The following is a 26,453-nucleotide window of genomic DNA, read 5'->3' on the forward strand; positions in this document are numbered from 1 at the left end:
CTCTCTTTTAATCTAATCGGATTTTTCCATCTTTCCTGCTAGCAAAACTGGTACTTCTGCAGGTCTTTTTGCAACCGGAATGTTTGCCTTGTTAAACATTGAAACTTTGGATTCTGCTGAACCATATGTTCCCATTACAATTGCACCTGCATGACCCATTCTCTTTTCTTTAGGGGCTGCCCTTCCTGCAATGTATGCGACAGTTGGCTTGTTAAATCCTGAATCAATAATTCTCTGAGCTAGCATCTCTTCTGAATCCCCTCCAATTTCTCCTACAACTACCATTCCTTCCAAGTCTGGAATGTCTTTTACCATGTCAAATGCATCAATGAGTCTTGTTCCATTAACTGGATCCCCCCCAATTCCAATTGTAATTGATTGACCAAATCCTGCATTAGTCAAGGCATCTGAAATCTCATAAAGTAATGTTCCACTCTTTGATAGTACTGCAATCTTTCCTGCTTTGAAAGGCATTGGTGGCATGATTCCAATCTTAATTAGTTCTGGAATCATTATTCCTGGAGTGTTTGGACCAATTACTACAGCTCCTTTTTGTTTTGCAAGCTCTAATGTTTCCATTGTATCTCTAACTGGAACATGTTCAGGAATTGCAACTAGTAGTTTTATTCCTGCCTCTAGTGCATCTTTTGCAGCACTAAGAAAGAACTTTGCTGGAACAAATACAATTGAAATTTTGGCATTTGTTGCATCTACTGCTTCTTGCATTGTATTGTAAACTGGAACTTTGTCTTCAAATTTCTGACCGCCTTTTCCAGGAGTGACTCCTGCAACAACGTTTGTTCTATATGCAATCATGTTTCTTGCATGTAGTGAGCCATATGCTCCAGTAATTCCTTGAACGATTACTCCTTTCTTCTCGTAATCAGAATCTCCTGGATTTCCCTTTAATAGTCCAAAAATGTCTGTCAATTCTTTACTCCCATTACTGCTGCGTTAATTGCTTCTTCAACTGTTCCAAAAATTTTGGTTCTAGAACCTTGCAACATCTCTGTTGCTTTTTCTGATTCTGTTCCCTTTAATCTTGAAAATACTGGTAAATCAATTATGTTATCCTCATATGCTTTGAGAAATGCTTCAGCTACTACTGTAGTCTTTACAATTCCTCCATAGAGGTTTACCAAAATTCCTTTTACTCTATCTAACTTGCTGATCAAAGTTAATGCTTCATAAACTGATTCAGTTGTTGCACCGCCACCAACATCTAAGAAACATGCTGGCTTTCCTCCGTTATCTGATAACATATCTAATGTAGACATTACGAGGCCTGCACCATTACCTACTACTGCAATATCTCCATCCAATTCCACTAGTGAAAATCCACTCTTCTCAGCTTGCTCTTCAATCTCTGATTTTTCTTGATACTTTTCTAACTCTGGATGTCTAAAGTTACTGTTATCATCTGTAACAAATTTTCCATCTAGTGCCATGATTGTATCATCTTGCATAATTGCAAGTGGATTGATCTCAACTAGCTCTGCTTCTTTTTCAATTGTAAGTTTTGATAATTTTTTCAAAGTGTCTACAACACCTTCAGCATGTTTTCCTTCCAAACCCATCTCTTTTGCAACTTCTTGTGCCAGATCATCTGAAACTTCACCTAACCCGATCTCTTTGATGATTTGGTTTTTTACTGATTCAATCTCGACTCCTCCCTCATCAGATGCAATAATTGTGTAACATCTCTTTGAGCGATTCAAAAATATTGAAAGATACAACTCTTTTTTGATATCTGCCATCTTTTCCAAAAGAATGGCTCTAGCTTTTTCTCCCTTTATTGTCAAGTCCATAACTTGAGGATATTTTATCTCAAATTCGTCATCATTTTGGCATTTTTGGATTCCTCCTGCCTTACCCCTGCCTCCTACTGGAACCTGAATCTTAATCACAAATGGATATCCTAACTCTTTTGCATGCTTTCTACCTTCTTCGATATTTGTAGATGAAATGCTGTCTAGCAGATTGATGTTATATTCACGAAATAGCTCTTTTGCTTGAAATTCTAGTAATTGCATGCAAAAATCTTGAATTTTACGGTCTTTATTAATTATGGCGTTATCTCAATTGCTCCTCAAGAAAATCAATCATTTCTAAAAAGCGATCCTTACTTTTTCTCAACAATTCCTGAGGATACTCTTCAATGGTAAACACAAACTGTTGGTGAAAACTCGGAACTAGTATTCCTCCTGATGTCACCATCTGCTCAATTACATGTCCTTTGGTAAGTGTACATACAATCTCTTCATAAGATTCCTCTTCTTCTTCTAGAGTTTGTCTGTAAAGGACGATGGGTCGATTAGTTTTTTCAACAATCTTTGAGCCTTTTTCAAGCAAGTCTGCTAAATGTTGAATCTGCCATGCATCAAGGCTAATCTGCTTTACCATACTATCAATACGTGATTTTTCTATTTAACCGTGATAAAACAACGCATCTTCACTATTTGTCGTCATTATAGTTACATAAAATAAGAAAGAAGATGATCTGGCTTAGGCCATATCAAGAGCTCTAGAGTGTTTTCTAGTGTGTGGTCTTTCTCCAGCATACTTTCTTCTCATGTGTCCTGATGGTCTTCCATAGATTAACTCTAAGAACCAAGACTCATGTTCGATCTCTTCAGCTAGGATATCTTTTGCAATGTCATATGTTGCTGGATCTTTTCCAAGTGTCATCTTGCAAATTTTATTCCAGTTGACAATTGCACCTTGTTCTGCTTTGAGACATTTCTCTAGAATTGCTTTGTGATCAGTTGGATTTGGTGGAAGCTGTAAAAACTCACATCCTGAAATTTTGATAAATTCAGTTGCATCATTTGGAAGTGAACCGCCTAATTGATAGATTCTCTCAATACATGATTCAAAATGACTGAGGTCTTCTAGTCTGGCGTCTTCAATGATTCCTTTGAGTCCTTCTCCTTCCATGCCTGTGCAATGTGCTCTAAGGTTGGTAAAGTAGTAGTATGCAGTAAATTCTACGGCTGCATTTTTGATTAGCTCATTTACTAATTCATCAACATCTACACCATTTTGCTTTAGGACATTAATCCCAACTACGTTAGGTTCCTTTGATTCGGACATTTCCCTATATCTGCCATGATTCTAATAAAAATATTACATGCATCTAAAAATTAATTCTCAGAAGAGATTGAGGAAAATACTGGTTGGGGGACCTAATGCCAATCTCTTCTGGAATATGATTGATTTTTGTATTTTTTTACTAATAAAAAGTGAGTTTGCACTGCAATCAAATTTTCTAAAATTTATTCAACTGAAATTCTGATTTTCTGTCCGTCTATATCGTCATCTCTGTATTCTTTACATGATTCTGTAAAGTTTACTTGTTTTACTCTTACCAAGAATGCCAAATCTTTAGATTTCTCTTTAATCATTTCTAATGATTCTTCATCTAAATCAAGAATTGATGCCACTCCTAAAACATCAGTTGGATTGTACCCTCTCTCTTTTCTCAAAGTTTGCAGTCTTCTTGCAACATCTTTTACCAAACCTTTTGCCATCATCTCTTTGTTTCGTGATGTTGAAATGAATACTGTATAGTTGTCTCTTTTTGATACTGCAAAATTTTCATCTGCACCAAAGTCAACTACAAAGTCTTCAATGTCAAGTGAAACCGTTTCATCATCAATGTCAAAATCAAATTTTGAATTATTTTGTAATGATGAAACTATGTCCTCAGGATTTGTTTCAGAGAATTGTGCTACTAGTTTTCCCATGTGTTGTTTTGCTTTTGGTCCAATTCTCTTTCTCTCCAATTCAACAATTGCTTTTGCAGGTAATCCTAGTCGCTTTAATTCTAAAATTTGTTCTAATCCTGATTCTTTTTCAGTCTCAATAATGCTGAATTTCTCTACGTTTAGTTGAGATTGTAATAATTCTGATAATGATTCTAATTTTGATTTTAGTCCTTTCTTTACACAAATTTTTGCTTCATTTAATGGCCATCGTCTTTTGAGCTTGCCTTTCATTCTTGCAGCTGATGAAACTGATACAACATCTTTCATAATGTCAAATGACTCTTCAATCTCTTCATTGACAAGAGACTCCTGTGATTCTGGCCACCTGTCAAGTAGTATGCTTTGTTTTCCATCAAAGACTGTTTGGTATAGATGCTCACTGGTAAATGGACAAAATGGATGAATCAGGATATCTAGTGTTCTGAGAACTTCTTCTAAAACAGCATAAATTGCTAGTCTTCGCTCTTTTTTCTCCTCATCTTCATCCCACAATTCTCCTCTTGTAATTGGAATGTAGATTTGGCTTAGATTATTAATGATAAAGTCATCAATTGCTTTTGCACCTTCATGAAATTTACATGAGTCATTGCGGTCTGTAATTTTTAGAATTAATTTTTGTAGTTTTGATAAAAGCCAAATGTCTGGTGATGTTAGTAAATTCTTTTGTTTTGCCCATTCTACTGTGTTTTCTTTTTCAAAATTGTCATATTGACTATTTTGTTTAAAGTACAAGTGCAAATTGAATAGTGTATTAATTACCTGATATGGTCTTGACATTAATTCTTCTGTACTGAAACTAAGTGGCTCAATTGGACTTGCCTTCCACATGAAATAGAATCTAATCAAATCCGCAGGATATTTTTCTAGTAATTCAATTCCTTCCAGAACATTACCCTTACTCTTGCTCATCTTGCCTCCTTTCTCATCTAACACATGTCCTTGGAACAAAAATGACTTGTATGGCGGAGTTGGTCCATTGTTTAAGATTACATTTTCAATGAGTAATGTGTATGCCCATCCTCTGGTTTGATCAATTCCTTCTGTAAAGAATGGTGCTGGAATTTCATTTGTGTATTCTTCATCAGTTAATGATGAATATGGAGCTGAACCACTATTGTGCCAAGTATCTAAAACATATTCTTCTCTCTTTGTCTTTGTACTGCCACACTTTTTGCATTTTACTGTAATGTTATCAATCCATGGTCTATGTAGTTCAAAGTCTGGGCCATCAGGAAGATTGTCTGCTGATTCTACAATTTCTTTTCTTGTAAAGAACCAATTTCTTTCATTGCATTCTTCACATGCCCATACTGGTAATGGACATCCCCAAATTCTCTCCCTTGAGATGCACCAAGGATGTCTCTCTTTGATAATTCCTAAAAATCTGTTTTTTGGTTGTTCAAAGTAATACTCTACACTTTCAGCTGCATCAATTGCTTTGTTATCTAGTCTGTCTAATTTGTAGAACCACCCCTTTCTTGCAAGCCATACAATTGGATGGTGTGATCTCCAACAAAGTGGATACTTGTGTTTGATTTTACCAATTTTTACTAGAGCATTACACTCCTTTAGATCCTCAACAATTGGCCTATCTGCATCTCTGACAAACATTCCTTGATATTTTCCTGCCTGAGAAGTGAACTTTACCTCATCATCTATGGGGCTGAATACCTTAACTTTTCTCTTGTTTGCAATCTTGATATCTTCCTCACCGTTTGCAGGAGACAGATGTACTAGTCCACTACCTGTACTTGCATCAACAAATGATTCTGATACTGCTACATGGAAATTGTTTGCCTTTGAGCATTCTTTTAACTCTGGAATCAAATCCAATAACGGATGGATGTATTTTTTTCCTTCAAATTCTGAACCCTTTGCGGTCTTTTCAATTTTATAATCTTCAATTTTTACTTCTGTCATAAATTCTTCTAATCTTGTTTTTCCCACAACCCAAGTTTCATTTTCTACTTTAACGTAAACATAATTTTCTTCTGGTTGTAATCCTACCATTGCATCAGTTACTAGTGTAAATGGCATTGTAGTCCATACAATCAAAAATGCATCTTCATCTACCAGTTTTACTTTATAGTATAATGATGGGTCCTTTACTTCTTCATATCCTTGATTAACTTCTGCATGACTAAGTGATGTCTGGCAACTAGGACAATATGCAATAACTGTAAAATCTTCTTCTAAAATTCCATTCTCATGTGCTTTTTTTAGTACTTGCCATTCTCTTTCAATAAATTCATCTCTAAAAGTCCAGTATGCTTTATCGTGATTAAATGACATTCCAAGTAATTCGTCGACCTCAACCCATGTCTTGTTGTATTTTTCGACAACTTTTTTGCATTCAGATACAATTCGCTCTACTCCGAATTCTTTGATTGCCTCTGTCTTTCCACCTGTAACTCCTAACTCTTTTTCAACTTGCAGTTCAACTGGAAGTCCCTGAGTATCCCATCCTCCATTGAATTCAATCTTCTTTCCTTGTAGTGTGTTGTACCTATACCACAAATCTTTGATGACTCTGCCTCTAAGATGCCCTGCATGAGGAATTCCATTCATTGTTGGTGGACCTTCAATGAATCTAATTTTCTCAGGCTTGTCTGATGCAAAAATCTGTTTTTCTAAATCAATTGATTTTACATATTCTTTAATCTCTGTCTCTATTGCCTTTGCATCAAATTTTGTAGAGAGTTCCATCTGGCTTTTGGTAGATCTGTGCCATTATAAAGCTAAATTGGTTTTCTGAGACTTGGATTATATAATTGAGCAAAAAATAATTTCTGTTGGTAAATGTATTAGTGATTGGTTCTGGAGGGCGAGAACATGCATTGTCATGGAAATTATCTCAAAGCCCCAAAGTTGATACGGTATTTACTGCTCCTGGTAATGGTGGGACAAAAAACAACATCTCAATTGATGTTGAGGATTTAGATGCTCTTGCAGATTTTGCTCAAAAAAATAATTGTTTTACAGTTGTTGGACCTGAAGCTCCTCTAGCTGCAGGAATTGTTGATAAATTCAATCAAAAAAATCTCAAAATTTTTGGTCCTGCAAAAGATGCAGCACAACTTGAATCAAGTAAAATTTGGGCAAAAAATTTCATGAAAAGAAATGATATCCCTACTGCTAGATTTGAAATATTTGATGATGCCGAAAAAGCTCAAGATTATGTAAAGTCCCTTGATTACAATGTTGTAGTCAAAGCCGATGGCTTGGCTGCTGGAAAGGGTGTAATTGTTTGTAATAGTACTGATGAAGCAATTTCTGCAATCCAAACAATTTTGATAAAAAAAACATTTGGTGATGCTGGAAATCGAATCCTCATAGAGGAGAGAATTGATGGAATTGAGGCCTCATACATTGCTCTTTCTGATGGTAATGTTGCAATCCCTATGGCTTCAAGCCAAGACCATAAGCGTATTTTTGATGATGACAAAGGTCCAAACACAGGCGGAATGGGTGCATATTCGCCAACTCCAATAATTAATGAAACACTGGCCAAAAAAATTCAAGAAAAAATTATTGATAAAACAATCCAATCTATGAAAAATGAAGGAATAACATTCAAGGGATTTCTTTATGCTGGAATAATGCTAAAAGATAATGAACCATATGTTTTAGAATATAATGTTCGAATGGGTGATCCTGAATGTCAACCCATCACAATGAGGATGGATTTTGATTTGTATGATTATTTTGTTGCAAGTGCTGATGGGCAATTATCTTCAATGCCTCAAATCTCTTGGAATAATCAATATTCTGTATGTGTTGTTTTAGCTTCCGAAGGCTATCCTGAATCTTACCCAAAGAATGAAGAGATTGTCGGGTTTGATTCTATTCCTGATAATGCATATGTCTTTCATGCAGGAACAAAAGAGATTGATGGAAAAATTCTTTCAAATGGAGGACGTGTTTTGGGAGTAACTGCATTAGGCGATACTTTGGAATCTGCAATTACTAATGCATATACTGCATCTGAAAAGATTTCTTGGCCTCATAAATTCTGCAGAAAAGATATTGGCAAAAAAGGCTTGACCTATCTCTGAGTTTCTATAATTCGGTCTTCAGTTACAATCCAATCAATTAACATGTCATGATCTGATTTTGGAATGTTTTTTACAACTTGTTTGTCTAGTGTCAGAGAAATTGTTGTTGTTTTGTGATTTGATAAAAATCTGTCATAGAATCCATGACCGTATCCTAATCTGACTCCTTTTGGAGTAATCCCTACAGTTGGGACCAGAATTACATCCAAATTATTTTCAGTTTCACATTCAATTTTTGGTTCCATTATCTCAAAACTGCCCCTTTCTAGGCTCGAAAAATCACTGATTTTCTTAAAATCCATGTTTTCTCCTGATATTCTTGGTAAGAATACCTCTTTTCCATTACTAAGCAATTCTTGAATAATGTCTTGAGTCAGTACTTCACTTCCAATTGGATAGTATGCTCCAATTTTTTGGGCATCTCTAAATGTCTTGATTTTTTTTAATTTTTTACTAATTTTCTCACTAGCAATTTTCATCAAATCAAATGATGTTCCGTCTCTTTTTTCTAAAAGAAGATTTCTCAGTGATTCTTTTTCAGGATTATTTTCCAATTTGACTACTCAATGATGCTGCAGTTATTGTATTTTTCAAAAGCATTGCAACTGTCATTGGGCCAACCCCTCCTGGAACTGGTGTTGCAAAAGATGCTTTTTGAATAATGTCTTCATAGTCTGCGTCTCCTGCTAATTTCTCTTGAAATCTTGATATTGCTACATCAATAACAACTGCCCCATCTTTTATCATGTCTGAAGTTAATGTGAACTTGTTTCTGTCTCCTACTGCTGTAATTATGATGTCTGCTGATTTACATAGTTCTGTCAAATTCTTTGTTCTAGAATGGCATGTAATCACAGTTGCATTTTTGTCTAACAATAAATGATAAAGTGGCTTTCCGACAAGATTACTTCTGTTAATCAATACAACATTTTTTCCTTCCAATTCTATTTCATGGTAATCAAACATCTCCATTACTCCTGATGGTGTACATGCAACAAGTGCAGCTTTTTTCATTGCTAATAATCCTGCATTATGAGGTGTTAGACCATCCACATCTTTTAGCGGTGAAATCCTTGATGTTGTCGTAAATTCATCTAACTGCTCTGGCAGTGGCAATTGAACTAGTATTCCGTGAACTGAGTTATCATTATTCAAATTTTCAATAATTTCATTGAGTTGAGTCTGAGTTGTATTTGCATCAAGTTTATGATCTTTTGTGGTAATTCCTACCTCTTCACACGCTTTGTGCTTGTTTCTAACATATGTGGCAGAAGCTGGATTATCGCCTACAAGGACTGTTGCCAGGCACGGATTGATTCCCTGACTCTTTAACTCTTCGACGGCTTTTTTCACTCTATCTTTGACTGACTGTGAAATTACCTTGCCATCAATCTTGGTTCCTGTCATGGTATGTTTTTGATTTGTAGATATTTAATTCTTGGAATTCTGCCATTGAAATCTTAGAAAAGAAATTTAATGTCATTTTTTCTAGTTTCATCATGTTTGTAATGATAGCAGACGTTCAACTCAAAGACGGTGCTGAAGACGACTTTAAAAGTTGGTTTTCAGAGTCAAACAAAGTTTTGGCAAACTTTCCTGGATTCATATCTAGAAAATTTCTAAAATCTACTGATGGTAGTTATAGAATTGTTGTGGAGCATGAAAGCAAGGAGACCTTTATCAAAATGCATAACAGTCCTGAACATGAAAAACTTCATCCTCAAGGACATTCTTACATGAGTGAACCTCCACAAAGAAAAACATACACCGTAGCTGCTGAATAAATTGAAACTAGAATTTGATTTAACCACGTATCTAGAAAAAATCAAAAACAGCAGTGATTATTTTCACACTTTTATTAATCGAGGCAGTCTTACTGCAGGTGTCTTAGTTCTTCAACCTGGAGAAGAAGATACTCAAACCCCTCATGAAAGCGATGAGGTCTATTATGTGATATCTGGTGATGGTTCTTTACGAATTAGAGATAAAGATTATGAGGTTTCAAAAGATAAACTGTTTTTTGTTGCAAAAGATGTTGAGCATTATTTTCATGGAAATACAAAAGAACTCAAAGTTTTGTACTTTTTTGGCGGCACTGATTCCTAACTGATTTTTGTCCTACGTCCTATCACTTTGATCTTTTTTCTTGCAAAGAGATTCACTGCTTCAGGATAAATTCTGTGCTCTTCTTTTAGGATTCTTTTTGATAATGATTCTTCTGTATCGTTTTCTTTTACTTTGACTATTGATTGAATTATGACTGGACCCGTATCCATTCCTGCATCAACAAAATGTACTGTGCATCCTGAATATTTTGCCCCATATTCTAATGCCTGTTTTTGTGCGTCAAGACCTGGAAATGCTGGTAATAATGCTGGATGGATATTGATAATTCGATTTTTGTATCTTTTTACAAATTCTGGACTGATAATTCTCATAAAGCCTGCCAAACATACTAATCCATTTCTTGGTGTGACTCCGTATTTTGTTAAAACTGAAATGATTTTTTTATCATAATCTGCTCTACTCCCTTTGAATCCTTTACTTTCAATAACCTCGATGTCAACTCCAAATTTTTGTGCAATTTTTAGACCCTTTGCATCTAGTCTGTTTGAAATAACTACTGCTGGATTGATTGGTATCTTTTTTTTCTTAATTGACTTTAGGATGGATTCCATGTTGCTCCCGCGACCTGAGATTAAAATTCCAAGATTTAGCAACTAGTCAATAGTAGATCAAACCTGCAATTTATATCAAATCTTATTTTCATGAATTTCATTGCCTAGAAAAGTCAGGATGACAAAAAATGGTATCCTGTGTGAGGTAAATAATAGACGCGTTTGTTTAGATCCAAAAAATGCTGATGCTACTGGGATAAATTTTGTATCTCATGCTCATGCTGATCATCTTCCCTCAAAAAATGGTGGAACAATTTTGTCTTCAATTGAAACAAATGAAATTGCTAATTTACGTGGATTCAAGATGGAAAACCATATTGAATCTCATGATGATTTCTCTCTAATTGATAGTGGCCATATCCTTGGAGCAAAAGGACTGCTCTTTGATGATATTTTCTACACTGGTGATATCTGTACTCGAAATCGTGGGTTTCTTCAGGGTGCAAAGATTCCAAAATGCAAGACACTGATTACTGAATGTACATTTGGTTTACCAGAGTTTGTCTTTCCAAAAATGGACGAAATTCAAAAACAAGTCAATGAATTGATTTCAGAATTATACGGTAAAGGAATACCTGTTATTTTGATGGGATATCAGCTAGGAAAAGCACAAACCATAACTCAACTATTTGGGCATTGGGGCCCACTTTATTTTCATGATTCTGTTAAAGAGATGAATACACTTCATCAGAAATTTGGGGTTGACCTAAAAGATGGAATGGGACATTCTGAGGCTCAAAAAAATGGATTATTAGACAAAAAGCCATGGATTATGGTTGCTCCTATGATGTCTGCAAAAAGTAAATTCGTTCAAGAAATGAAATTAAAATATGGTGCAGTAACAATTGGGTTCAGTGGATGGGCCCAGTCTACAAAATTTTCTTTTGGACGCAGAACAGATTACTCTATTCCAATGAGTGATCATTGCGATTTTGATGAACTTGTTGATATGGTGAATCAATCAGGGGCTGAACAAGTATACACAATCCATGGGTTTGTTGAAGAATTTGCAGAACACTTGAAGAAAAAACTTGGAATTCGTGCTCAACCATTACTTGAAAATTCTTTAGATGATTTTACTTGATAAATTCATGACAGTCACATTCAGCAACTAAACAGGTTTCAGAATTTCTTATATGATCGTGAGAATAATGTTTACATTTTTCATTCTTACAAATCCTTCTTTGGGCTTCTTTTTGCACAACTGACTGTGCAATCTCATTTGCTTTTTCCTTGGAATATCCTTTTTTATCAATATAGAAATGAACAATTCTATTGTACAGAACATCTGGGTTGAATTGTTTTTCAAGCAATGTAATTCTGCATAAAATACGTCATTATGATATTAAAATCACATTGTTGGGCTTTTTAGGTATAAAATTACCCTAATTTTTTTATGAATCAACATAGGTGAAATCTTGATAACATGAAAAAAATTTTTTTTGTAATTATTGGAATAATTACTGTTATTGCTACAGTACTGGCTTTTTCATTTCAGCCTCAACCTGGCGATGATTCCTCTTCATTTCAGCCTCAACCTGGCGATGATTCCTCTTCATTTCAGCCTCAACCTGGCGATGAAACTACAAAATTAAACTCTGCTTTACAGTCTGCTCAAATCGAATTTGATAAATTACAAAATTCTGATTCTATAGTATTTTCTCCTGACACAAGTGGGCTATTTCATGTATATGCATTCAAAAATCACTTCTATGAAAATTCTGAAGGTGTTTTAGAAACTGCAATACAAAACTTCATTTTAAAACCTGAGTTACAAGACACCTATTTGGAAATAGGACTCTTTGATGACCCTCAAAACACTGTAGTGATAATTCCTATTTTTACTGCTAATGCATACAAACCATCTGGTTTTTATGAATATTATGATGGGCGATGTAATTCTGATTGTTTAACAGTTTCAATTGAAAATGTTTCTTCCGGATTCTCGTCTAGTGATAACGGTAGAAAAATTTTAGGCCTTTTACAATATGAAATGTTGACTGATATACAAGTTGATGATGATCCTGAAATCTTAAAAAATTATGATAAAGTAATTTTATTGCATAATGAATATGTTACAAAAAAAATGTTTGATGCTATAACTGATCATCCAAATGTAATCTATCTTTATCCAAATGCTTTGTATGCTGAAATTAATCGTAATGTAGATGATAACACCATGACTTTGATTAGAGGGCATAACTATCCAGAAAAAGAAATTCTAAATGGATTTGATTGGGAATTTGAAAATACTCATCCATATGAATATGATACAGAGTGTACGAACTGGGAATTTTATGAAATATCTAATGGTTGGATGCTAAATTGCTATCCTGAAAATGTTCTTGAAAGAGAACCACTTCTCCTAAAACAACTTAAAGATTTTTAATTTTGTTCTGATTATCTTAAAATCACGCCTATATCCATGAGATTTGTATGTGTAAAATCAGTCACAATGTTACCTTTTTGTTTTTGAAAGAATCTTCCGGAATCACTATTCTTTAGAAATTCCTTCATCGTGTTTAGGTCTACCTTAACATTTTCAGTAATTGCTCCTGCAAAAACAGAGTTTCCATCAATCCCATCAGTTCCCATAGATGCAATAACTAATTTTTTTGATTTCTGAGTGTTTTTTAAAATTCTTAATACTAATTCTTGATTTCTGCCCCCGATACCTTTTCCTAAAACCCGCACCGTAGTTTCTCCTCCAACAAGCAAACATGTTTTTTGATCTTCTGAAATATTTTCTAAAATTTTTGTTACTGCTTCTTTTATGTCTCCAAACACTTGTAGTGTTTTTACCTTATATCCTTTCTTTTTTGCTTCAATCTCCATTGCTTTTAGACAATCTTTGTTGTTTGCAATAACCTGATTCTCAATACTGGATTTTTTCGGAGTTTCTAATTTTTCATCTTCTAATCCTTTCTCTAAAACTTGTAACACCTCAATTGGTGTTTTTCTTTTTAGTTTGTATTTTTCTAAAATCTCCAATGCATCTGAAAATGTTGTATCATCCATGTATGTTGTACCTGATGCAATAGATGATAGATCGTCCCCTTCAACATCTGACATTATCAAACCTACTCCTTGACATTTCATGTTCTCAACTAGTTTCCCTCCTTTGATTTTTGAGAGATGTTTTCTCACACAATTGAATTCTTGAATGGATGCCCCTGATTTTAGTAATAATTTTGTCACAAAGATTTTGTCATCTAGTGTTATTTCATTTGGCATGGCCAAAAGCGATGAGCCTCCTCCAGAAACTAGGAAAATTATCAATTCATTGCTTTTTTTGTTTTGAACAAATTTCATGACCTCTTTTGCTGCTTTTACACTGGTCTGATCAGGCTCAGGATGTCTTGAATTGAAAATCTGAAATTTCTTTCCTTTGATTATTGATTTTGAGCCTTTGGGAATAACTATGATTCCACTCTTTACTGGAATTATGGCATTAAGTGCTCTTGTCATAGAATCCCCTGCCTTTCCAAACGCTACAGAGTAGATGTTTAGATATTTTGTAATATCGATAGTTTTACCGTTAATTTTGATTTTTTCAGGTGTAACGTATTTTGAAATTATATTTTCCGGGTTTGCAGCGCTAAGACCTGATTCTAAAATCTCTAAACACTCTTTCTTCTTGTCAGTTGTTGCCACCTCTTCAAAATTTTGAATGTTCATACTTTATCTTAATAATGCAAGATATAATAATAATCAATAATGTCTTTGATTTATGCACACAGTACGCATTCCAAAAGTTATCAACTTTGGAGAAGACGCACTTGGTCAAACAGAATATCCAAAAAATGCCCTAGTTGTTACAACTGTTCCGCCAGAACTTTCTGACAAATGGTTAGCAAAAATGGGAATTCAGGATTATATGCTGTATGATAAAGTAAAACCTGAACCATCAATTGACGATGTCAATACTCTGATTTCAGAATTCAAAGAAAAGAAACCTTCAGTCCTAATTGGATTGGGTGGTGGAAGTTCTATGGACGTTGTAAAATATGCTGCACAAGATTTTGGTGTTGAAAAAATCTTAATTCCAACAACCTTTGGAACTGGAGCTGAAATGACAACTTATTGTGTTCTAAAATTTGATGGCAAAAAGAAATTGTTGCATGAAGACAGATTCTTAGCTGACATGGCTGTAGTTGATTCATATTTTATGGATGGAACTCCTGAACAAGTCATCAAAAATTCTGTCTGTGATGCATGTGCTCAAGCTACCGAAGGCTATGATAGCAAACTTGGTAATGACTTGACTAGAACTCTTTGTAAACAAGCATTTGAGATTCTCTATGATGCAATTATGAATGACAAACCAGAAAACTATCCCTATGGTTCAATGTTATCTGGTATGGGCTTTGGTAATTGTTCTACAACACTTGGACATGCTTTGTCCTATGTGTTCTCAAATGAAGGTGTTCCTCATGGTTACTCCTTATCTTCTTGTACAACAGTTGCACATAAGCACAACAAATCAATCTTCTATGATAGATTCAAAGAGGCAATGGATAAACTAGGCTTTGATAAATTAGAACTCAAAGCTGATGTTTCTGAAGCTGCTGACGTCGTAATGACTGATAAAGGACATTTGGACCCAAATCCAATCCCAATATCCAAAGACGATGTTGTAAAATGTCTTGAAGATATCAAAGCAGGTAATTTGTAAAAAATTCAATAATTTTTTACCTTTTTTCTATTTTCTTGATAAACTGCGAAATTGGCAGCTTGATTAAACTTTTTATTCTAATGATTCGACGTAAATGTACTTGGCTTCAAAACAACTCAAATTTGGTATCCAGAATGGACTAAATGTAGCACGAGCTGGTTATACTGAAGACCAAATTTTGACTGCATGTATACTTGCTGATAAAACTGGATATGATTCTATTTTCTATATGGACCATACAAATGTTCCCCAATGGAAGAATGCAACTGTTCTTGATCCTTGGGTTATGTTATCTGCAATTGCTGCAGTAACTAGTAAAGTTGAGTTAGGAACATGTGTAACTGATGCCATTAGAAGACATCCTTCAAACATCGCACTAGCTGCAATTACTCTTGATAGAGTTTCAAAAGGTAGAGCAATTTTGGGTATTGGTGCAGGTGAAGCACAAAATCTAAAAGAATTCTGTATTCCATTTGAAAAACCTGTTTCAAAATGGGAAGAACAAATTGAAACTATTCATACATTATACAAATCAAATCCCGATAACACTGTAGATTATGAGGGAAAATATTACAAACTTGAAGGCGCATGTTTACAAGCCCCTCCAATAAGAAAACCACGTCCACCTACATACATGGCATCTGGTGGCAAACGTACACTTGCCCTAACAGGAAAACTTGGAGATGGTTGGTTACCAATCGGATATACTCCAGAACTCTTTGAAGATCACAGAAAACAAATTGAAGCTTCAATGGACGCAAACAATAGAACCCAAGAAGAAAAAGATAACTTCCAAATGGCTTTAGATATTGATGTCTATTTTTCAGAGGATGCTGAACAATCTTGGGCTAAAATGAAAGAAGCAGTTAAAGTCAGTTTGTTCAAGCCTGAAATTTTGAGAGTTCATGGCTTAAAAGAAATTGAAGGATTTGATTTCGTAAAATACTTTACAGAATACTCCATGTCTGATCAAAGTTGGATTGTAAAAATGAGAGAAGCTGCAACCAAAATTCCTAATGATGTTGCTCGCTCATCAACTGCAGTTGGAACTCCTGAAGATATGATTCCTGTATTTGAGAGATTTATGGATGCAGGTGTTAATCACTTTGTAATTAGATTCTGGGGTAAGAATTACTTTGGCTCTATTGACAAATTTGCAAGTCATGTCATGCCTGCCTTAAGAGAAAAAGCCAAACAATAAGACTTCTATTCTATAATTTAGAGAAAATCATTTACTATACCATCTATTACAATATGTAATGGATGATGACCTTCCTGAATCTGTAAAAAAATGCCTTGATATTTTAGAAGAAAATGTCGAGATTCTGGCAAATATAGAATTAGCATTAGAAGATGAAAAAGAAGACGTACTTGATCCTGATATGCAACTACACGAACTCTATGATATGACTGAAGATGTTGCTGAATCTGCAAAACTAAAACGTGCTGAATCTAATTTTGCAAGAAGACAAGCAGAAGATTCTTTATGATTTGTGAGGTCTCTTGTTTTTTGCTTTTGTAAATGACTTTGCTCTACGTTTGTTTCGTTGTTTTTCTAATCTCTTTCTAGTGCGCTCTGTTGCCTTTGTTGCACCTGCAATAATTTTTGTCTTACTTCCGTCTCTAAGCATTATCTCTTTTCCTTTGAATCTAAATTCTACATCTCTACATTTGATGTAATATTTTCTCATGCAGAAAAATATCCTGTTGTTTGTTCCATGCATTTCTTTAATTTCTCTCGATTTTTTTAATTCATTGAGAATATTTCTTAACAATCCTTTATCAACATCTGTAATTCTATGTAGTTCTCTAAACCAGATGAATTTTGACTCTGCTCCCCATTCCTCTAAAATGCCAAGTACTTGGTTAGTGGCCTCTTCTCGCTCTTCGTCAAACTCAACCATGACTGCTATAGAATTTCTCTTAAATTAAGTCATTTTATTTAATAAAAAAATTGAATGAATAAAGTCAAGTTTTAGGACGTTTCTGTTTTTTTGATATTTTTTGTGATTTGGTACTATGAATGAGTATCAAACTGAATGTGATGAATTGTCTTGCAAAATTTTAGAAATCAAGGAATTAGCAAAGGAACTTGACGAAGAAAACTAGATTATTTTTTTAATCGCCTTTCTTTAATTCTTGACTTTGTAACCTTTGTTGATTGTTTTTGATTATTTTCCATCTGTTTTGCAATGTTGTCTATTTGCTTGATAATTTTTTCTTGCTCTTGTGGTGATTCTGTCTTTAGGAGTTTCTTTTTTAATTTTTTCAAATCATTTGTGTATTTGTTAAAATCGTTTTTCAGTTCATCAAGATATGGGTCTCTCATGGTTTTTGATGTATTTTGTTACATTTAGTTTATTAGATCAATTCACAAACTATCTCTGATTTGAAATTAGTAGGGCGTCTCGAAATCAAATCATATGAAAAAATAAAGGAATTTCTCTCTGAAGAACATATTGGAAGAATCGCAAGCATTGATGAGAATGGCTACCCTCAAATCATTCCTATGAACTTTGCATTTGCCAATGATTCGATTTACATGCATTCGTATACTAGGGGTGAAAAACTGGATAATATTTCAAGAAATGACAAAGTTGGATTTGAAGTTGATAGAGAATTAGAATTTCTTCCGTCATATTTTTCACATCCTACTGATGCATCTCAAGCAGATACTTTGTACATCAGTGTAGTGATCAAAGGAAAAGCCCTTTTTGTTGAAGATGATGATGAAAAGGCACTTGGACTCAATGAATTAATGAAAAAATATCAGCCAGAGGGCAATTACATTCCAATAAAAAATAATGACCTAGTATTAGATGAGGTTGCAGTAATCAAAGTAATCCCTGAATCAATTAAAGGAAAGTACAAAATTGGACAGCAACTACGATCTGATTCTAGACAAATTTTGGCACAAAAAATCCTAGAAAGAAACTCTCCTACATCTAAACAAACTCTGAAAATTATGGGCTTTGAAGAAACCTCTGAAGGCCTAAAAATGGTCGATGAACCTGTTTGGTAGTTTTTGATATCACCATTGCTTTAAATTCAGTTTTTAGGGATTGTACCTGTTGGAACAAATGTCTCAATTTGAATTAGAATCTGAATATTCTCCTACAGGTGATCAGCCTCAAGCAATTGATGCCCTAGTCAAAGGTGTCAAAAACAAAACAGTTCAAACATTGTTGGGAGTTACTGGTAGCGGTAAGACGTTTTCTGTCGCAAATGTTATTGCAAGAACAGGAAAAAACACTCTGGTCATATCTCATAACAAAACTCTTGCAGCTCAACTGTATTCAGAACTAAAACAATTCTTTCCAAAAAACAATGTCGGATATTTTGTTTCATATTATGACTATTATCAGCCTGAAAGTTATCTTCCTCAAACTGACACTTACATTGAAAAAGATACTCAGATCAATGAAAAAATTGAAAAGCTAAGATTGGAGGCAACGGCAATGCTGCTCTCAGGTGAGCCTACAATAATTGTCTCAACTGTTTCTTGCATCTATTCTCTTGGAAATCCACAAGATTGGGAAGATCTAGCAATTACAGTAAACACTGGTGATGAAATTAAACGAAATGAACTCATTAGGCAATTAATTGATGCAAGATATGAGAGAAATGACACTGAAGTAGCCCCTGGAAACTTTAGAGTAAAAGGTGACACTATTGACATTACTCCTGCATATTCTGAAGACCTTGTAAGAATCTCTATGTTTGGTGATGATGTTGAAAAGATATCTATACTTGATCATGTTTCATTAAAAGAAAAAAAGAAAATCAACCAAATGAAAATTTTTCCTGCAAAACACTATCTTATTGCAAAAGATGTTAGAAAAAAAGCTGTTCAATCAATTAAAGATGAATTAAAGAAACGTTTGCCTGAATTAAATGAATTAGAAAAACAAAGACTAGAAATGAGAACAAAATATGATTTGGAAATGATTGAAGAATTGGGATATTGTTCTGGCATCGAAAACTATTCTAGACATTTTGATGGAAGAAAAGCTGGTCAAAAAGCATTTTGTTTGATGGACTTTTTTGGAGATGATTACTTGTTAGTCATTGATGAATCTCATGTTACATTGCCACAATTGCATGGTATGTACAAAGGTGATCATTCTAGAAAAAAAGAATTGGTGACATATGGATTTAGATTGCCAAGTGCGTATGATAATCGACCATTAAAATTTGAAGAATTTGAAGAATATGTTCAAAACACAATTTTTGTTTCTGCAACTCCTGCTGAATATGAAAAAAAGATTTCATCTCAAATTGCTGAACAACTAGTCAGGCCTACTGGATTGCTTGATCCTCAAGTGGAGATTAGGCCTACAAAGAACCAAATGGATGACCTTATTGAAGAAATCAATAAAAAAGCGGCAAAGTCTGAGCGTGTTTTAGTCACTACTTTGACTAAAAGGATGGCTGAAGATCTGGCTGAGTATCTCTCAAAAAAACAGGTTCGTGTGCGATACATGCACTCTGAAATTGAAGGATTACAGAGAACCGAATTAATTCGACAATTGCGCCTTGGAGAGTTTGATGTTCTAGTTGGAATTAACTTGCTAAGAGAAGGACTGGATATTCCAGAGGTGTCATTGGTTGCAATACTGGATGCTGATAAAGAAGGATTTCTTAGAAATTTTACCAGTCTGATTCAAACTTTTGGTCGAGCTGCAAGAAATGAAAATGGAAACGTCATCATGTATGCTGATAATGTTACTCAATCAATGAAGAATGCAATGAACGAAACAAAACGTCGTAGAGAAAAACAAATGAAATACAACAAGGACAATAACATCACACCAACAACTATCATAAAATCTGTTCCAGAACAAGTTACAACACTTGATGATTCAAAATTAAAATCTACTCATGATATTGCTACTGATATTATTGATTTAGAAGCTCAGATGAAAAAATATTCTGAAGATTTAGATTTTGAACGTGCAATTGAATGCAGAGATAGAATAAAAAGACTAGAAAAGGAGATTCAAATTAAAAATGACCGAAAATAAATTAAAAATTCGTGGTGCACGTCATCATAATCTCAAAAATATAGATATTGACATTCCAAAAAATAAACTAGTTGTAATTAGTGGATTGTCTGGCTCTGGAAAATCTACTTTGGCTTTTGATACAATCTATGCTGAAGGTCAGAGACGATATGTTGAATCACTTTCTGCATATGCACGTCAATTTTTAGAGATGATGGACAAACCTGATGTTGATTCTATTGAAGGACTATCTCCTGCAATTTCAATTCAACAAAAAACCACAAGCAAAAATCCCCGTTCTACTGTTGGAACTACTACTGAAATTTATGATTACATGAGATTACTTTATGCGCGAATTGGAATTCCCTACTGTACTAATTGTGGACGAAAAATCTCTACTCAATCAATTGAAACTATCTGTGACTCTGTTCTAAGAGAGTTTTCGGGTAAAAAAATTCTAGTTTTATCTCCTATAATTCAAAGAAAGAAAGGAACCTATGAGAAATTATTTGAACAGATCAAAAAGGATGGCTATTCTAGAATACGCCTAAATGGTGAAATTTTGAGCCTAGATGAGGAAATTCCTCCTCTTGATAGGCAAAAATGGCACAATATTGAGATTGTAGTTGACAGAATTACTACTACAAAATCTGAACGTTCTAGATTGTTTGAGGCTATACAGACTGCAATCAAGGCTTCAAAAGGAGATGTAATGATTGCATCAGAAAAATCTGAAAAAATATTTTCTCAAAACAATGCTTGTCCTTATTGTGGGTTAACTGTAGGTGAATTGGAGCCAAGGAATTTTTCATTCAATTCCCCATTTGGTTTGTGTAAAGATTGTAATGGTCTTGGTGTTAAAATGGAATTTGATCCAGATTTGGTAATTCCAGATAAAGCAAAATCAATTTTAGATGGTGCTATTGTTCCTTGGAGTGGAAGATTTTCTTCATTTAGAAGACAAGCATTACGTGCAGTTGGTAAAAAATTTGGCTTTGATCTAATGACTCCGATAAACAAAATAAAACCAAAACATCTTCGAATCATTTTGTACGGGACTGATGATTTAATTGATTTTAATTATCGTTCAAAATCTGGTGACTCTTCATGGCAATATACCAATGCCTTTGAAGGTGTGTTATCTAATCTTCAACGTGTTTTTATGGAGACTGATTCTGAATCAAAACGTGAATGGCTAAAACAATTCATGAGAGATACTCCGTGTAATGGATGTGAAGGAAAAAAACTCAAACCAGAATCTCTTGCAGTAAAAATTAATGATAAAGGAATTATGGATGTATGTGATTTATCAATTGATCATTGTTATGATTTCTTTTCTACATTAAAACTCACTGAAAATGAACAATACATTGCAAGAGACGTTTTAAAAGAGATTAAAGAACGACTAGAATTTCTAATGAATGTTGGATTAAACTATCTTACTCTAAACCGATTAAGTTCGACACTATCTGGTGGTGAATCTCAAAGAATCAGATTGGCAACTCAGATTGGCTCTAATCTTACTGGTGTTTTGTATGTCTTAGACGAACCTACTATTGGTTTGCATCAAAGAGATAATGCAAAACTCATTAAAACGCTAAATAAACTACGAAATCTTGGAAATACAGTCATTGTAGTGGAGCATGACGAAGAAGTTATACGAAATTCGGATTGGATGGTAGATTTAGGTCCTGGAGCAGGTGTGAATGGAGGAAGTGTGGTTTTTGAGGGAACTGTCAATCAAATTCTCAATGGTCACAAGTCTGTCACTGGTGATTATCTTAAAGATAATTCATTAATCACATTACAAGATAAAGTTAGAAATAATTCTGGTTCCCTTGTTGTACAAAAAGCATCTGAAAATAATCTCAAAGATATAGATGTTGAAATTCCATTAGGTCTTTTTGTTTCTATTACTGGTGTTTCAGGTTCTGGAAAATCTACTTTGATTAATGATATTTTACTCAAAGCACTAGAGAATCATTTTTACAAATCTAATGTAAAGCCTGGAAATCATAAAAAGATTGTTGGTTTAGAAAATATTGACAAGGTTATCGCAATTGATCAATCCCCAATTGGAAGGACCCCTAGATCAAACCCTGCAACATACATTGGTGCATTTACTCCGATTCGTGAATTGTATGCAAATACTGAATTATCAAAGGAACGTGGATATGCACCTGGACAATTTTCATTTAATGTTGCTGATGGTAGATGTTTTGCATGTGATGGTGATGGTGTAAAACAAATTGAAATGCAATTTCTTTCTGATGTTTATGTAAAATGTGATGAGTGCAAAGGAAAACGTTACAACTCTGAAACGTTATCTGTTCTTTACAAAGGAAAAAACATTTCAGATGTTTTAGATATGACTGTGTATGAAGCATTGAATTTCTTTGAGAACATACCTGCCATTAAACGAAAACTACAAACAATTTATGATGTTGGATTAGGATATATCAAACTTGGGCAATCCTCAACAACACTATCTGGTGGTGAGGCGCAAAGAGTCAAACTAGCCTCAGAATTATCCAAAAGAGGCACTGGAAAGACTATGTACATTCTAGATGAACCTACAACTGGACTCCACTTTGCAGACGTTCAAAAATTATTAGATGTTCTAAACCGATTGACAAATCTTGGAAATACTGTAGTAGTAATTGAACATAATATGGACGTCATTAAAAATTCAGACTGGATAATTGATTTGGGTCCTGAAGGGGGCGATGAGGGCGGTAGAATAGTTGCTACAGGTACTCCAAAAGACATTGCAAAAGCTCCTGGAAGTTATACTGGGAAATATCTTAAGAAACTAGTTAAAAAATGACTTTTGATATCTCCAAGATTACAATTCCAACTGATCCTGGTATCTATTTGATGAAGGATTCTGATAAAAAAATAATTTACATTGGCAAAGCAAAGAATCTCAAAAAACGTGTAAAGTCATATTTTTTAAAAAATCAAAATTACAAAACACAAAAACTAGTTCAAAATATTTCTGATATTGAATTTGTTTTAACTGATAATGAAAGTGAAGCATTTCTTTTAGAATCAAACATGATCAAAAAATATCGTCCTAGATTTAATATTGAATTAAAAGATCAACAACGATATACCTACCTTAGAATATCTGATGAAAAATATCCTAGATTGTTAGTTGCAAGACGTACTAGGGATGGAAAATTTCTTGGCAAAGGAAAAACTTTTGGCCCATTCACTCAGGGTAGTTCAAAATTACTTACAATTGGCGCATTACGTAAAGCATTTCAAATTAGAATTTGCAAAACATTGCCAAAAAAAGTATGTCTTGAATACCATTTGGGAAATTGTGAAGGTCCTTGTGAGTTTAAGGATGCGCAGGATAGATATTCGAAACATGTTGCTGCATTAGAAGAAGTACTAAAAGGAAAGAATCAAACAAGAATTTTTACTAAAAAACTAGAAGGAGAAATGCATCAGGCAGCTGAATTACAACAATTTGAACGTGCAAAAGACATTCGTGATACTCTGATTAGACTAGGCAGCCTTCAGACAAAACAAAAAATGGAATATGTGGAAAATTCTGATGAAGAATACTTTGGTATTGGAATTCAAGAACAATCTGCTACTGTGATGAATTTTAGAATGATTAATGGGGTTATTCGAGATAGTGACAAATTCTTTTTTGATCTAGTTGGTGACAACTCTTTTTCAAATTTTCTTTATCAATACTATTCAACACACAAAATTCCAAAACATATCATTGTAAGTGAACTTCCTGAAAATCAAAAACTTTTGGAATCTTTACTTTCAGAACAATCTGGTTTTGCTGTAAAAATCTCAACTCCTAACAAGGGCAAGAAAAAAGACATTATGAATTTGATTTTGAAAAATATAAAACTAATTCATTCTAAAGGTGGAGAACTTGGGCTAGTTGAACTAAAAGACATTTTACATCTTTCTGTAATCCCAAATGTTATCGAATGCTTTGATATTTCTAATCATGGTGAAGATTTTGCAGTTGGTTCCATGGCTCAATTTGTTAATGGTAAACCAAACAAATCTGGGTATAGAAAATTCAAAATCAAAACGGTATCTGGTAGAGATGATTTTGCTATGATTGGTGAAATTATCAAACGAAGATACTATAGATTGTTAGAAGAAAACTCTGAATTGCCTGATTTGATAGTGATTGATGGCGGCAAGGGACAGCTTAGCGCTGCTACAAAATCTTTACAATCTCTTGGATTGAAGTTACCTTGTATTTCTTTGGCAAAAGAGAACGAAGAAGTTTACTTGCCCAAAACCAAAAAACCTGTTATTATTGCAAAGAGTAAACCCTCTTTGCAAATCTTGCAACATGCTAGAGATGAAACTCATAGATTTGGTGTTGCATACAACAGGACTATAAGAAAAAATCAGATAAAATAAGAAAAAAGAAAAAATTTGGTTTAGTTCACTGTAACACTACCAACCATCCAAGGATGTACCATACAGAAGTAGTCATAGCTTCCTGCATCTTCAAATGTGAATGAATAAGATGCTCCGCCCATTACTAAACTGCTGTCAAAGACACCAGATGGTCCATCTGCTGGACTACCACCAGTAACTGTGTGTGCGGCGGTGTCGCTATTTACAAACTCTACTGTATCTCCAGCATTGATTGTGATGTTTGCTGGAATGTAACATTCGTTAGTTTCCTCACATCCTGGAACTGAAGTGCCTGTTGGCATGTCCACTGTATGTGTCATTGGACCTGCTGGCTCTTCGTCATGAGTTTCTTCTACATGCATTTCATCCTCAATTTCCATAACCATTGGTTCTGTTTCAGTAAGGTCTAGTATTTTGTAATCAACTACGAATGTGTTAGTATAGAATGTGTGAACTGCTAAAGCATTACCGGAAAATTCCCATTCGCCTTTTGCATTATTTGGTTCAACAAGTGTTAATTCAAATCTTGTTTCACCGTCTGGAGTCCAAATCTTTGATGGTTTTTCATCATCGCCGATTGGTCCTCTAAGTGAAACTAATTGAATATTTTCAGATGCATCATAGAGAAGTGTACCTGAATATGTGTTCTCACTTGGTGCCAATAACACTGCAAGTTGGTGTTCCTCATGTCCAATACCTGGGTCTTGTACAGATGTGGCTCTCTCCCAACCAGCTTTCGTTGGTTTTTCAGGAGTTGGCTCTGGTTCATCCATTACTGGCTCAGGTGTTGTATTACTTACAACTGGAGCTGAAACACTGGGACCGGCATTTTGAGCTGCATCGCCGTACATAGCAAATGCAACTCCTATAGCTACAATTGCGATTGAAAATCCAATTGCAGCTTTATCTATACCTGCCATAGTTGATCAATGACTTCCTGTATGGTAAATAAATCTAATCTTCATTCTTATCTTCATATTGACATTTTTCATGTTTTTTTCTTTGAGTAGATTTGATTTCTGTAAAATTTTCAAATTTTTTCAAATTTTCTAAAAATTCATTGTAAATTACACATGATCGCTTTAATGCGACATTGACTGTTGTCAATGAAGTTGAACAACTCTTTCTTTTATGATTCTGTACTGTAATACTATCATACAAAGCAACTGAGCTGTCACCAAGTAACTATCTGTTTTTGGTCTTAAGCTCTTTTGCCCTGAATTTTTATTTTGATTAAACTAACTCAAATTCCATTTTCAATTTTCTGTGCAAAATTAATTGTTTTATAAATTGCATTCTATTTTTGATAAATTCATCATTGATTTCTTTACTGAACTTGAAATGTTCAAACATTGCTTTTTCATTGAATTTTACTTTAACAATATCTTCATTTTTTATGATGAATGTCCCTATTGCCCAAAAAAGACCTACATGAAATGCAATGTATTTTGATTGCAAATCTGTCACTTTATTTTTGTACATTTCTACATGTTCACGATTTTGCTCTGAAATGGAATCCCCTGTTTTAATTTTCCATGAGATTCTCTCATTATCTCCATCAAAATGAAAAATGTGGTCCAATTGTCATCCAAAAAGTGGTTTTTTGTCAATATATTTTGAATTCTTCACTTATGATCAAAGATTGAAAGGTGTAGTTATGCTTGAATCTCACGCCTTCTTTTCAAAAATGGTGGATGAATTAGTAGAATTCTCTGAATATGATCCTGAATTAGCAGATGGTATAAAGTGGCTTGATGAACAGGCACAGAAGAAAGGTATCACATTTTATGATATGGTTTTTGAAGTTTTGTACAAACATGATGTAAATTCAAAAGCTAAAGATTGGCTTAGCACAAGAAATTAAA

At 34.2% G+C, this 26,453-nt stretch carries 27 protein-coding genes; 13 read left to right on the plus strand and 14 right to left on the minus strand.

Going from position 1 to position 26,453, the window contains the following annotated elements:
• Positions 1-12: 12 nt before the first annotated feature.
• The 5 genes from ACQY22_RS06430 to ileS all read right to left on the minus strand — a co-directional run bounded on the left by ACQY22_RS06430 (position 13) and on the right by ileS (position 6,473).
• A complete protein-coding gene (locus ACQY22_RS06430) occupies positions 13-930 on the minus strand; it encodes a succinate--CoA ligase subunit alpha (RefSeq protein WP_428323875.1) in 918 nt (305 codons plus the stop codon).
• Positions 927-2,033: a succinate--CoA ligase subunit beta gene (locus ACQY22_RS06435; protein ID WP_428323876.1), complete on the minus strand. Its 1,107-nt coding sequence runs from the start codon at positions 2,031-2,033 to the stop codon at positions 927-929. Before ACQY22_RS06435 ends, ACQY22_RS06430 begins: the two co-directional genes overlap by 4 nt.
• A gap of 40 nt (positions 2,034-2,073) precedes the next feature.
• Positions 2,074-2,403, minus strand: a complete 330-nt coding sequence (locus ACQY22_RS06440) for a hypothetical protein (RefSeq protein WP_428323877.1) — start codon at positions 2,401-2,403, stop codon at positions 2,074-2,076.
• 102 nt (positions 2,404-2,505) lie between these two features.
• Positions 2,506-3,093, minus strand: a complete 588-nt coding sequence (gene dps, locus ACQY22_RS06445; protein WP_012215504.1) for a DNA protection during starvation protein — start codon at positions 3,091-3,093, stop codon at positions 2,506-2,508.
• 182 nt (positions 3,094-3,275) lie between these two features.
• On the minus strand, positions 3,276-6,473 hold the full coding sequence (ileS, locus tag ACQY22_RS06450; RefSeq protein WP_428323878.1) for an isoleucine--tRNA ligase: 3,198 nt from the start codon (positions 6,471-6,473) through the stop codon (positions 3,276-3,278).
• Between the two features lie 86 nt (positions 6,474-6,559).
• Between ileS and purD the strand changes: the two genes are divergently transcribed.
• On the plus strand, positions 6,560-7,822 hold the full coding sequence (purD, locus tag ACQY22_RS06455) for a phosphoribosylamine--glycine ligase (protein WP_428323879.1): 1,263 nt from the start codon (positions 6,560-6,562) through the stop codon (positions 7,820-7,822).
• On the opposite strand, the gene ACQY22_RS06460 is transcribed toward purD, so the two are convergent.
• Positions 7,813-8,376 carry a 5-formyltetrahydrofolate cyclo-ligase gene (locus ACQY22_RS06460; protein ID WP_428323880.1) on the minus strand — a complete coding sequence of 188 codons (564 nt, stop codon included), beginning with the start codon at positions 8,374-8,376 and terminating at the stop codon, positions 7,813-7,815. The two genes, purD and ACQY22_RS06460, sit on opposite strands and share 10 nt — an antisense overlap.
• The gene (locus ACQY22_RS06465; RefSeq protein WP_428323881.1) at positions 8,366-9,229 is read right to left on the minus strand and encodes a bifunctional 5,10-methylenetetrahydrofolate dehydrogenase/5,10-methenyltetrahydrofolate cyclohydrolase; all 864 of its coding nucleotides are present in this window, start codon (positions 9,227-9,229) and stop codon (positions 8,366-8,368) included. The genes ACQY22_RS06460 and ACQY22_RS06465 overlap by 11 nt, the downstream gene beginning before the upstream one ends.
• 92 nt (positions 9,230-9,321) lie before the next feature.
• Here ACQY22_RS06465 and ACQY22_RS06470 point away from each other — a divergent pair, with 92 nt between their 5' ends.
• Together ACQY22_RS06470 and ACQY22_RS06475 are read left to right on the plus strand one after the other, a co-directional pair.
• Positions 9,322-9,606, plus strand: a complete 285-nt coding sequence (locus tag ACQY22_RS06470) for an antibiotic biosynthesis monooxygenase family protein (RefSeq protein WP_428323882.1) — start codon at positions 9,322-9,324, stop codon at positions 9,604-9,606.
• 1 nt (position 9,607) lies between these two features.
• A complete protein-coding gene (locus tag ACQY22_RS06475) occupies positions 9,608-9,928 on the plus strand; it encodes a cupin domain-containing protein (protein WP_428323883.1) in 321 nt (106 codons plus the stop codon).
• On the opposite strand, the gene purN is transcribed toward ACQY22_RS06475, so the two are convergent.
• Positions 9,925-10,542, minus strand: a complete 618-nt coding sequence (purN, locus tag ACQY22_RS06480; protein WP_428323884.1) for a phosphoribosylglycinamide formyltransferase — start codon at positions 10,540-10,542, stop codon at positions 9,925-9,927. The genes ACQY22_RS06475 and purN overlap by 4 nt on opposite strands.
• A 76-nt stretch (positions 10,543-10,618) precedes the next feature.
• Between purN and ACQY22_RS06485 the strand changes: the two genes are divergently transcribed.
• Positions 10,619-11,584 carry an MBL fold metallo-hydrolase RNA specificity domain-containing protein gene (locus tag ACQY22_RS06485; protein ID WP_428323885.1) on the plus strand — a complete coding sequence of 322 codons (966 nt, stop codon included), beginning with the start codon at positions 10,619-10,621 and terminating at the stop codon, positions 11,582-11,584.
• Here the strand turns inward: ACQY22_RS06485 and ACQY22_RS06490 are convergent.
• On the minus strand, positions 11,577-11,813 hold the full coding sequence (locus tag ACQY22_RS06490; RefSeq protein WP_428323886.1) for a hypothetical protein: 237 nt from the start codon (positions 11,811-11,813) through the stop codon (positions 11,577-11,579). The two genes, ACQY22_RS06485 and ACQY22_RS06490, sit on opposite strands and share 8 nt — an antisense overlap.
• Positions 11,814-11,926: 113 nt before the next feature.
• Between ACQY22_RS06490 and ACQY22_RS06495 the strand changes: the two genes are divergently transcribed.
• On the plus strand, positions 11,927-12,889 hold the full coding sequence (locus tag ACQY22_RS06495) for a hypothetical protein (RefSeq protein WP_428323887.1): 963 nt from the start codon (positions 11,927-11,929) through the stop codon (positions 12,887-12,889).
• An 11-nt stretch (positions 12,890-12,900) separates the two neighbouring features.
• Here ACQY22_RS06495 and ACQY22_RS06500 read toward each other — a convergent pair whose 3' ends face one another.
• Positions 12,901-14,178, minus strand: coding sequence for a glycerate kinase type-2 family protein (locus tag ACQY22_RS06500; protein ID WP_428323888.1), 1,278 nt, complete (start codon positions 14,176-14,178; stop codon positions 12,901-12,903).
• Between the two features lie 52 nt (positions 14,179-14,230).
• On the opposite strand from ACQY22_RS06500, the gene ACQY22_RS06505 reads away from it, so the two are divergent.
• The 3 genes from ACQY22_RS06505 (at position 14,231) to ACQY22_RS06515 (ending at position 16,665) form a co-directional block, all read left to right on the plus strand.
• Entirely contained in the window at positions 14,231-15,175 is a 945-nt protein-coding gene (locus ACQY22_RS06505; protein ID WP_428323889.1) for an iron-containing alcohol dehydrogenase, read from the plus strand.
• A gap of 94 nt (positions 15,176-15,269) precedes the next feature.
• A complete protein-coding gene (locus ACQY22_RS06510) occupies positions 15,270-16,376 on the plus strand; it encodes an LLM class flavin-dependent oxidoreductase (RefSeq protein ID WP_428323890.1) in 1,107 nt (368 codons plus the stop codon).
• 58 nt (positions 16,377-16,434) lie between these two features.
• Positions 16,435-16,665: a hypothetical protein gene (locus ACQY22_RS06515; RefSeq protein WP_428323891.1), complete on the plus strand. Its 231-nt coding sequence runs from the start codon at positions 16,435-16,437 to the stop codon at positions 16,663-16,665.
• Here the strand turns inward: ACQY22_RS06515 and ACQY22_RS06520 are convergent.
• Together ACQY22_RS06520 and ACQY22_RS06525 are read right to left on the minus strand one after the other, a co-directional pair.
• Positions 16,660-17,079 (minus strand): hypothetical protein, encoded by a 420-nt coding sequence (locus ACQY22_RS06520; protein ID WP_428323892.1) that lies wholly within the window; start codon positions 17,077-17,079, stop codon positions 16,660-16,662. The genes ACQY22_RS06515 and ACQY22_RS06520 overlap by 6 nt on opposite strands.
• Before the next feature lie 206 nt (positions 17,080-17,285).
• The gene (locus tag ACQY22_RS06525) at positions 17,286-17,504 is read right to left on the minus strand and encodes a hypothetical protein (RefSeq protein ID WP_428323893.1); all 219 of its coding nucleotides are present in this window, start codon (positions 17,502-17,504) and stop codon (positions 17,286-17,288) included.
• 60 nt (positions 17,505-17,564) lie between these two features.
• Between ACQY22_RS06525 and ACQY22_RS06530 the strand changes: the two genes are divergently transcribed.
• The 4 genes from ACQY22_RS06530 to uvrC are packed head-to-tail and all read left to right on the plus strand — an operon-like array spanning position 17,565 to position 24,588.
• Positions 17,565-18,197 carry a pyridoxamine 5'-phosphate oxidase family protein gene (locus ACQY22_RS06530; RefSeq protein WP_428323894.1) on the plus strand — a complete coding sequence of 211 codons (633 nt, stop codon included), beginning with the start codon at positions 17,565-17,567 and terminating at the stop codon, positions 18,195-18,197.
• 58 nt (positions 18,198-18,255) lie between these two features.
• Positions 18,256-20,199, plus strand: coding sequence for an excinuclease ABC subunit UvrB (uvrB, locus tag ACQY22_RS06535; RefSeq protein ID WP_428325534.1), 1,944 nt, complete (start codon positions 18,256-18,258; stop codon positions 20,197-20,199).
• Positions 20,186-23,005 carry an excinuclease ABC subunit UvrA gene (gene uvrA / locus ACQY22_RS06540; protein WP_428323895.1) on the plus strand — a complete coding sequence of 940 codons (2,820 nt, stop codon included), beginning with the start codon at positions 20,186-20,188 and terminating at the stop codon, positions 23,003-23,005. Before uvrB ends, uvrA begins: the two co-directional genes overlap by 14 nt.
• Positions 23,002-24,588: an excinuclease ABC subunit UvrC gene (gene uvrC / locus ACQY22_RS06545; RefSeq protein ID WP_428323896.1), complete on the plus strand. Its 1,587-nt coding sequence runs from the start codon at positions 23,002-23,004 to the stop codon at positions 24,586-24,588. The genes uvrA and uvrC overlap by 4 nt, the downstream gene beginning before the upstream one ends.
• A gap of 20 nt (positions 24,589-24,608) precedes the next feature.
• On the opposite strand, the gene ACQY22_RS06550 is transcribed toward uvrC, so the two are convergent.
• Positions 24,609-25,508 carry a cupredoxin domain-containing protein gene (locus tag ACQY22_RS06550; protein ID WP_428323897.1) on the minus strand — a complete coding sequence of 300 codons (900 nt, stop codon included), beginning with the start codon at positions 25,506-25,508 and terminating at the stop codon, positions 24,609-24,611.
• 313 nt (positions 25,509-25,821) lie between these two features.
• The gene (locus ACQY22_RS06555) at positions 25,822-26,169 is read right to left on the minus strand and encodes a hypothetical protein (protein ID WP_428323898.1); all 348 of its coding nucleotides are present in this window, start codon (positions 26,167-26,169) and stop codon (positions 25,822-25,824) included.
• Positions 26,170-26,245: 76 nt separating this feature from the next.
• On the opposite strand from ACQY22_RS06555, the gene ACQY22_RS06560 reads away from it, so the two are divergent.
• Positions 26,246-26,452, plus strand: coding sequence for a hypothetical protein (locus ACQY22_RS06560; RefSeq protein ID WP_012215483.1), 207 nt, complete (start codon positions 26,246-26,248; stop codon positions 26,450-26,452).
• Position 26,453 lies beyond the last annotated feature (1 nt).

The sequence above is a fragment of the Candidatus Nitrosopumilus sp. genome, assembly GCF_965263415.1.
Classification (GTDB): domain Archaea; phylum Thermoproteota; class Nitrososphaeria; order Nitrososphaerales; family Nitrosopumilaceae; genus Nitrosopumilus.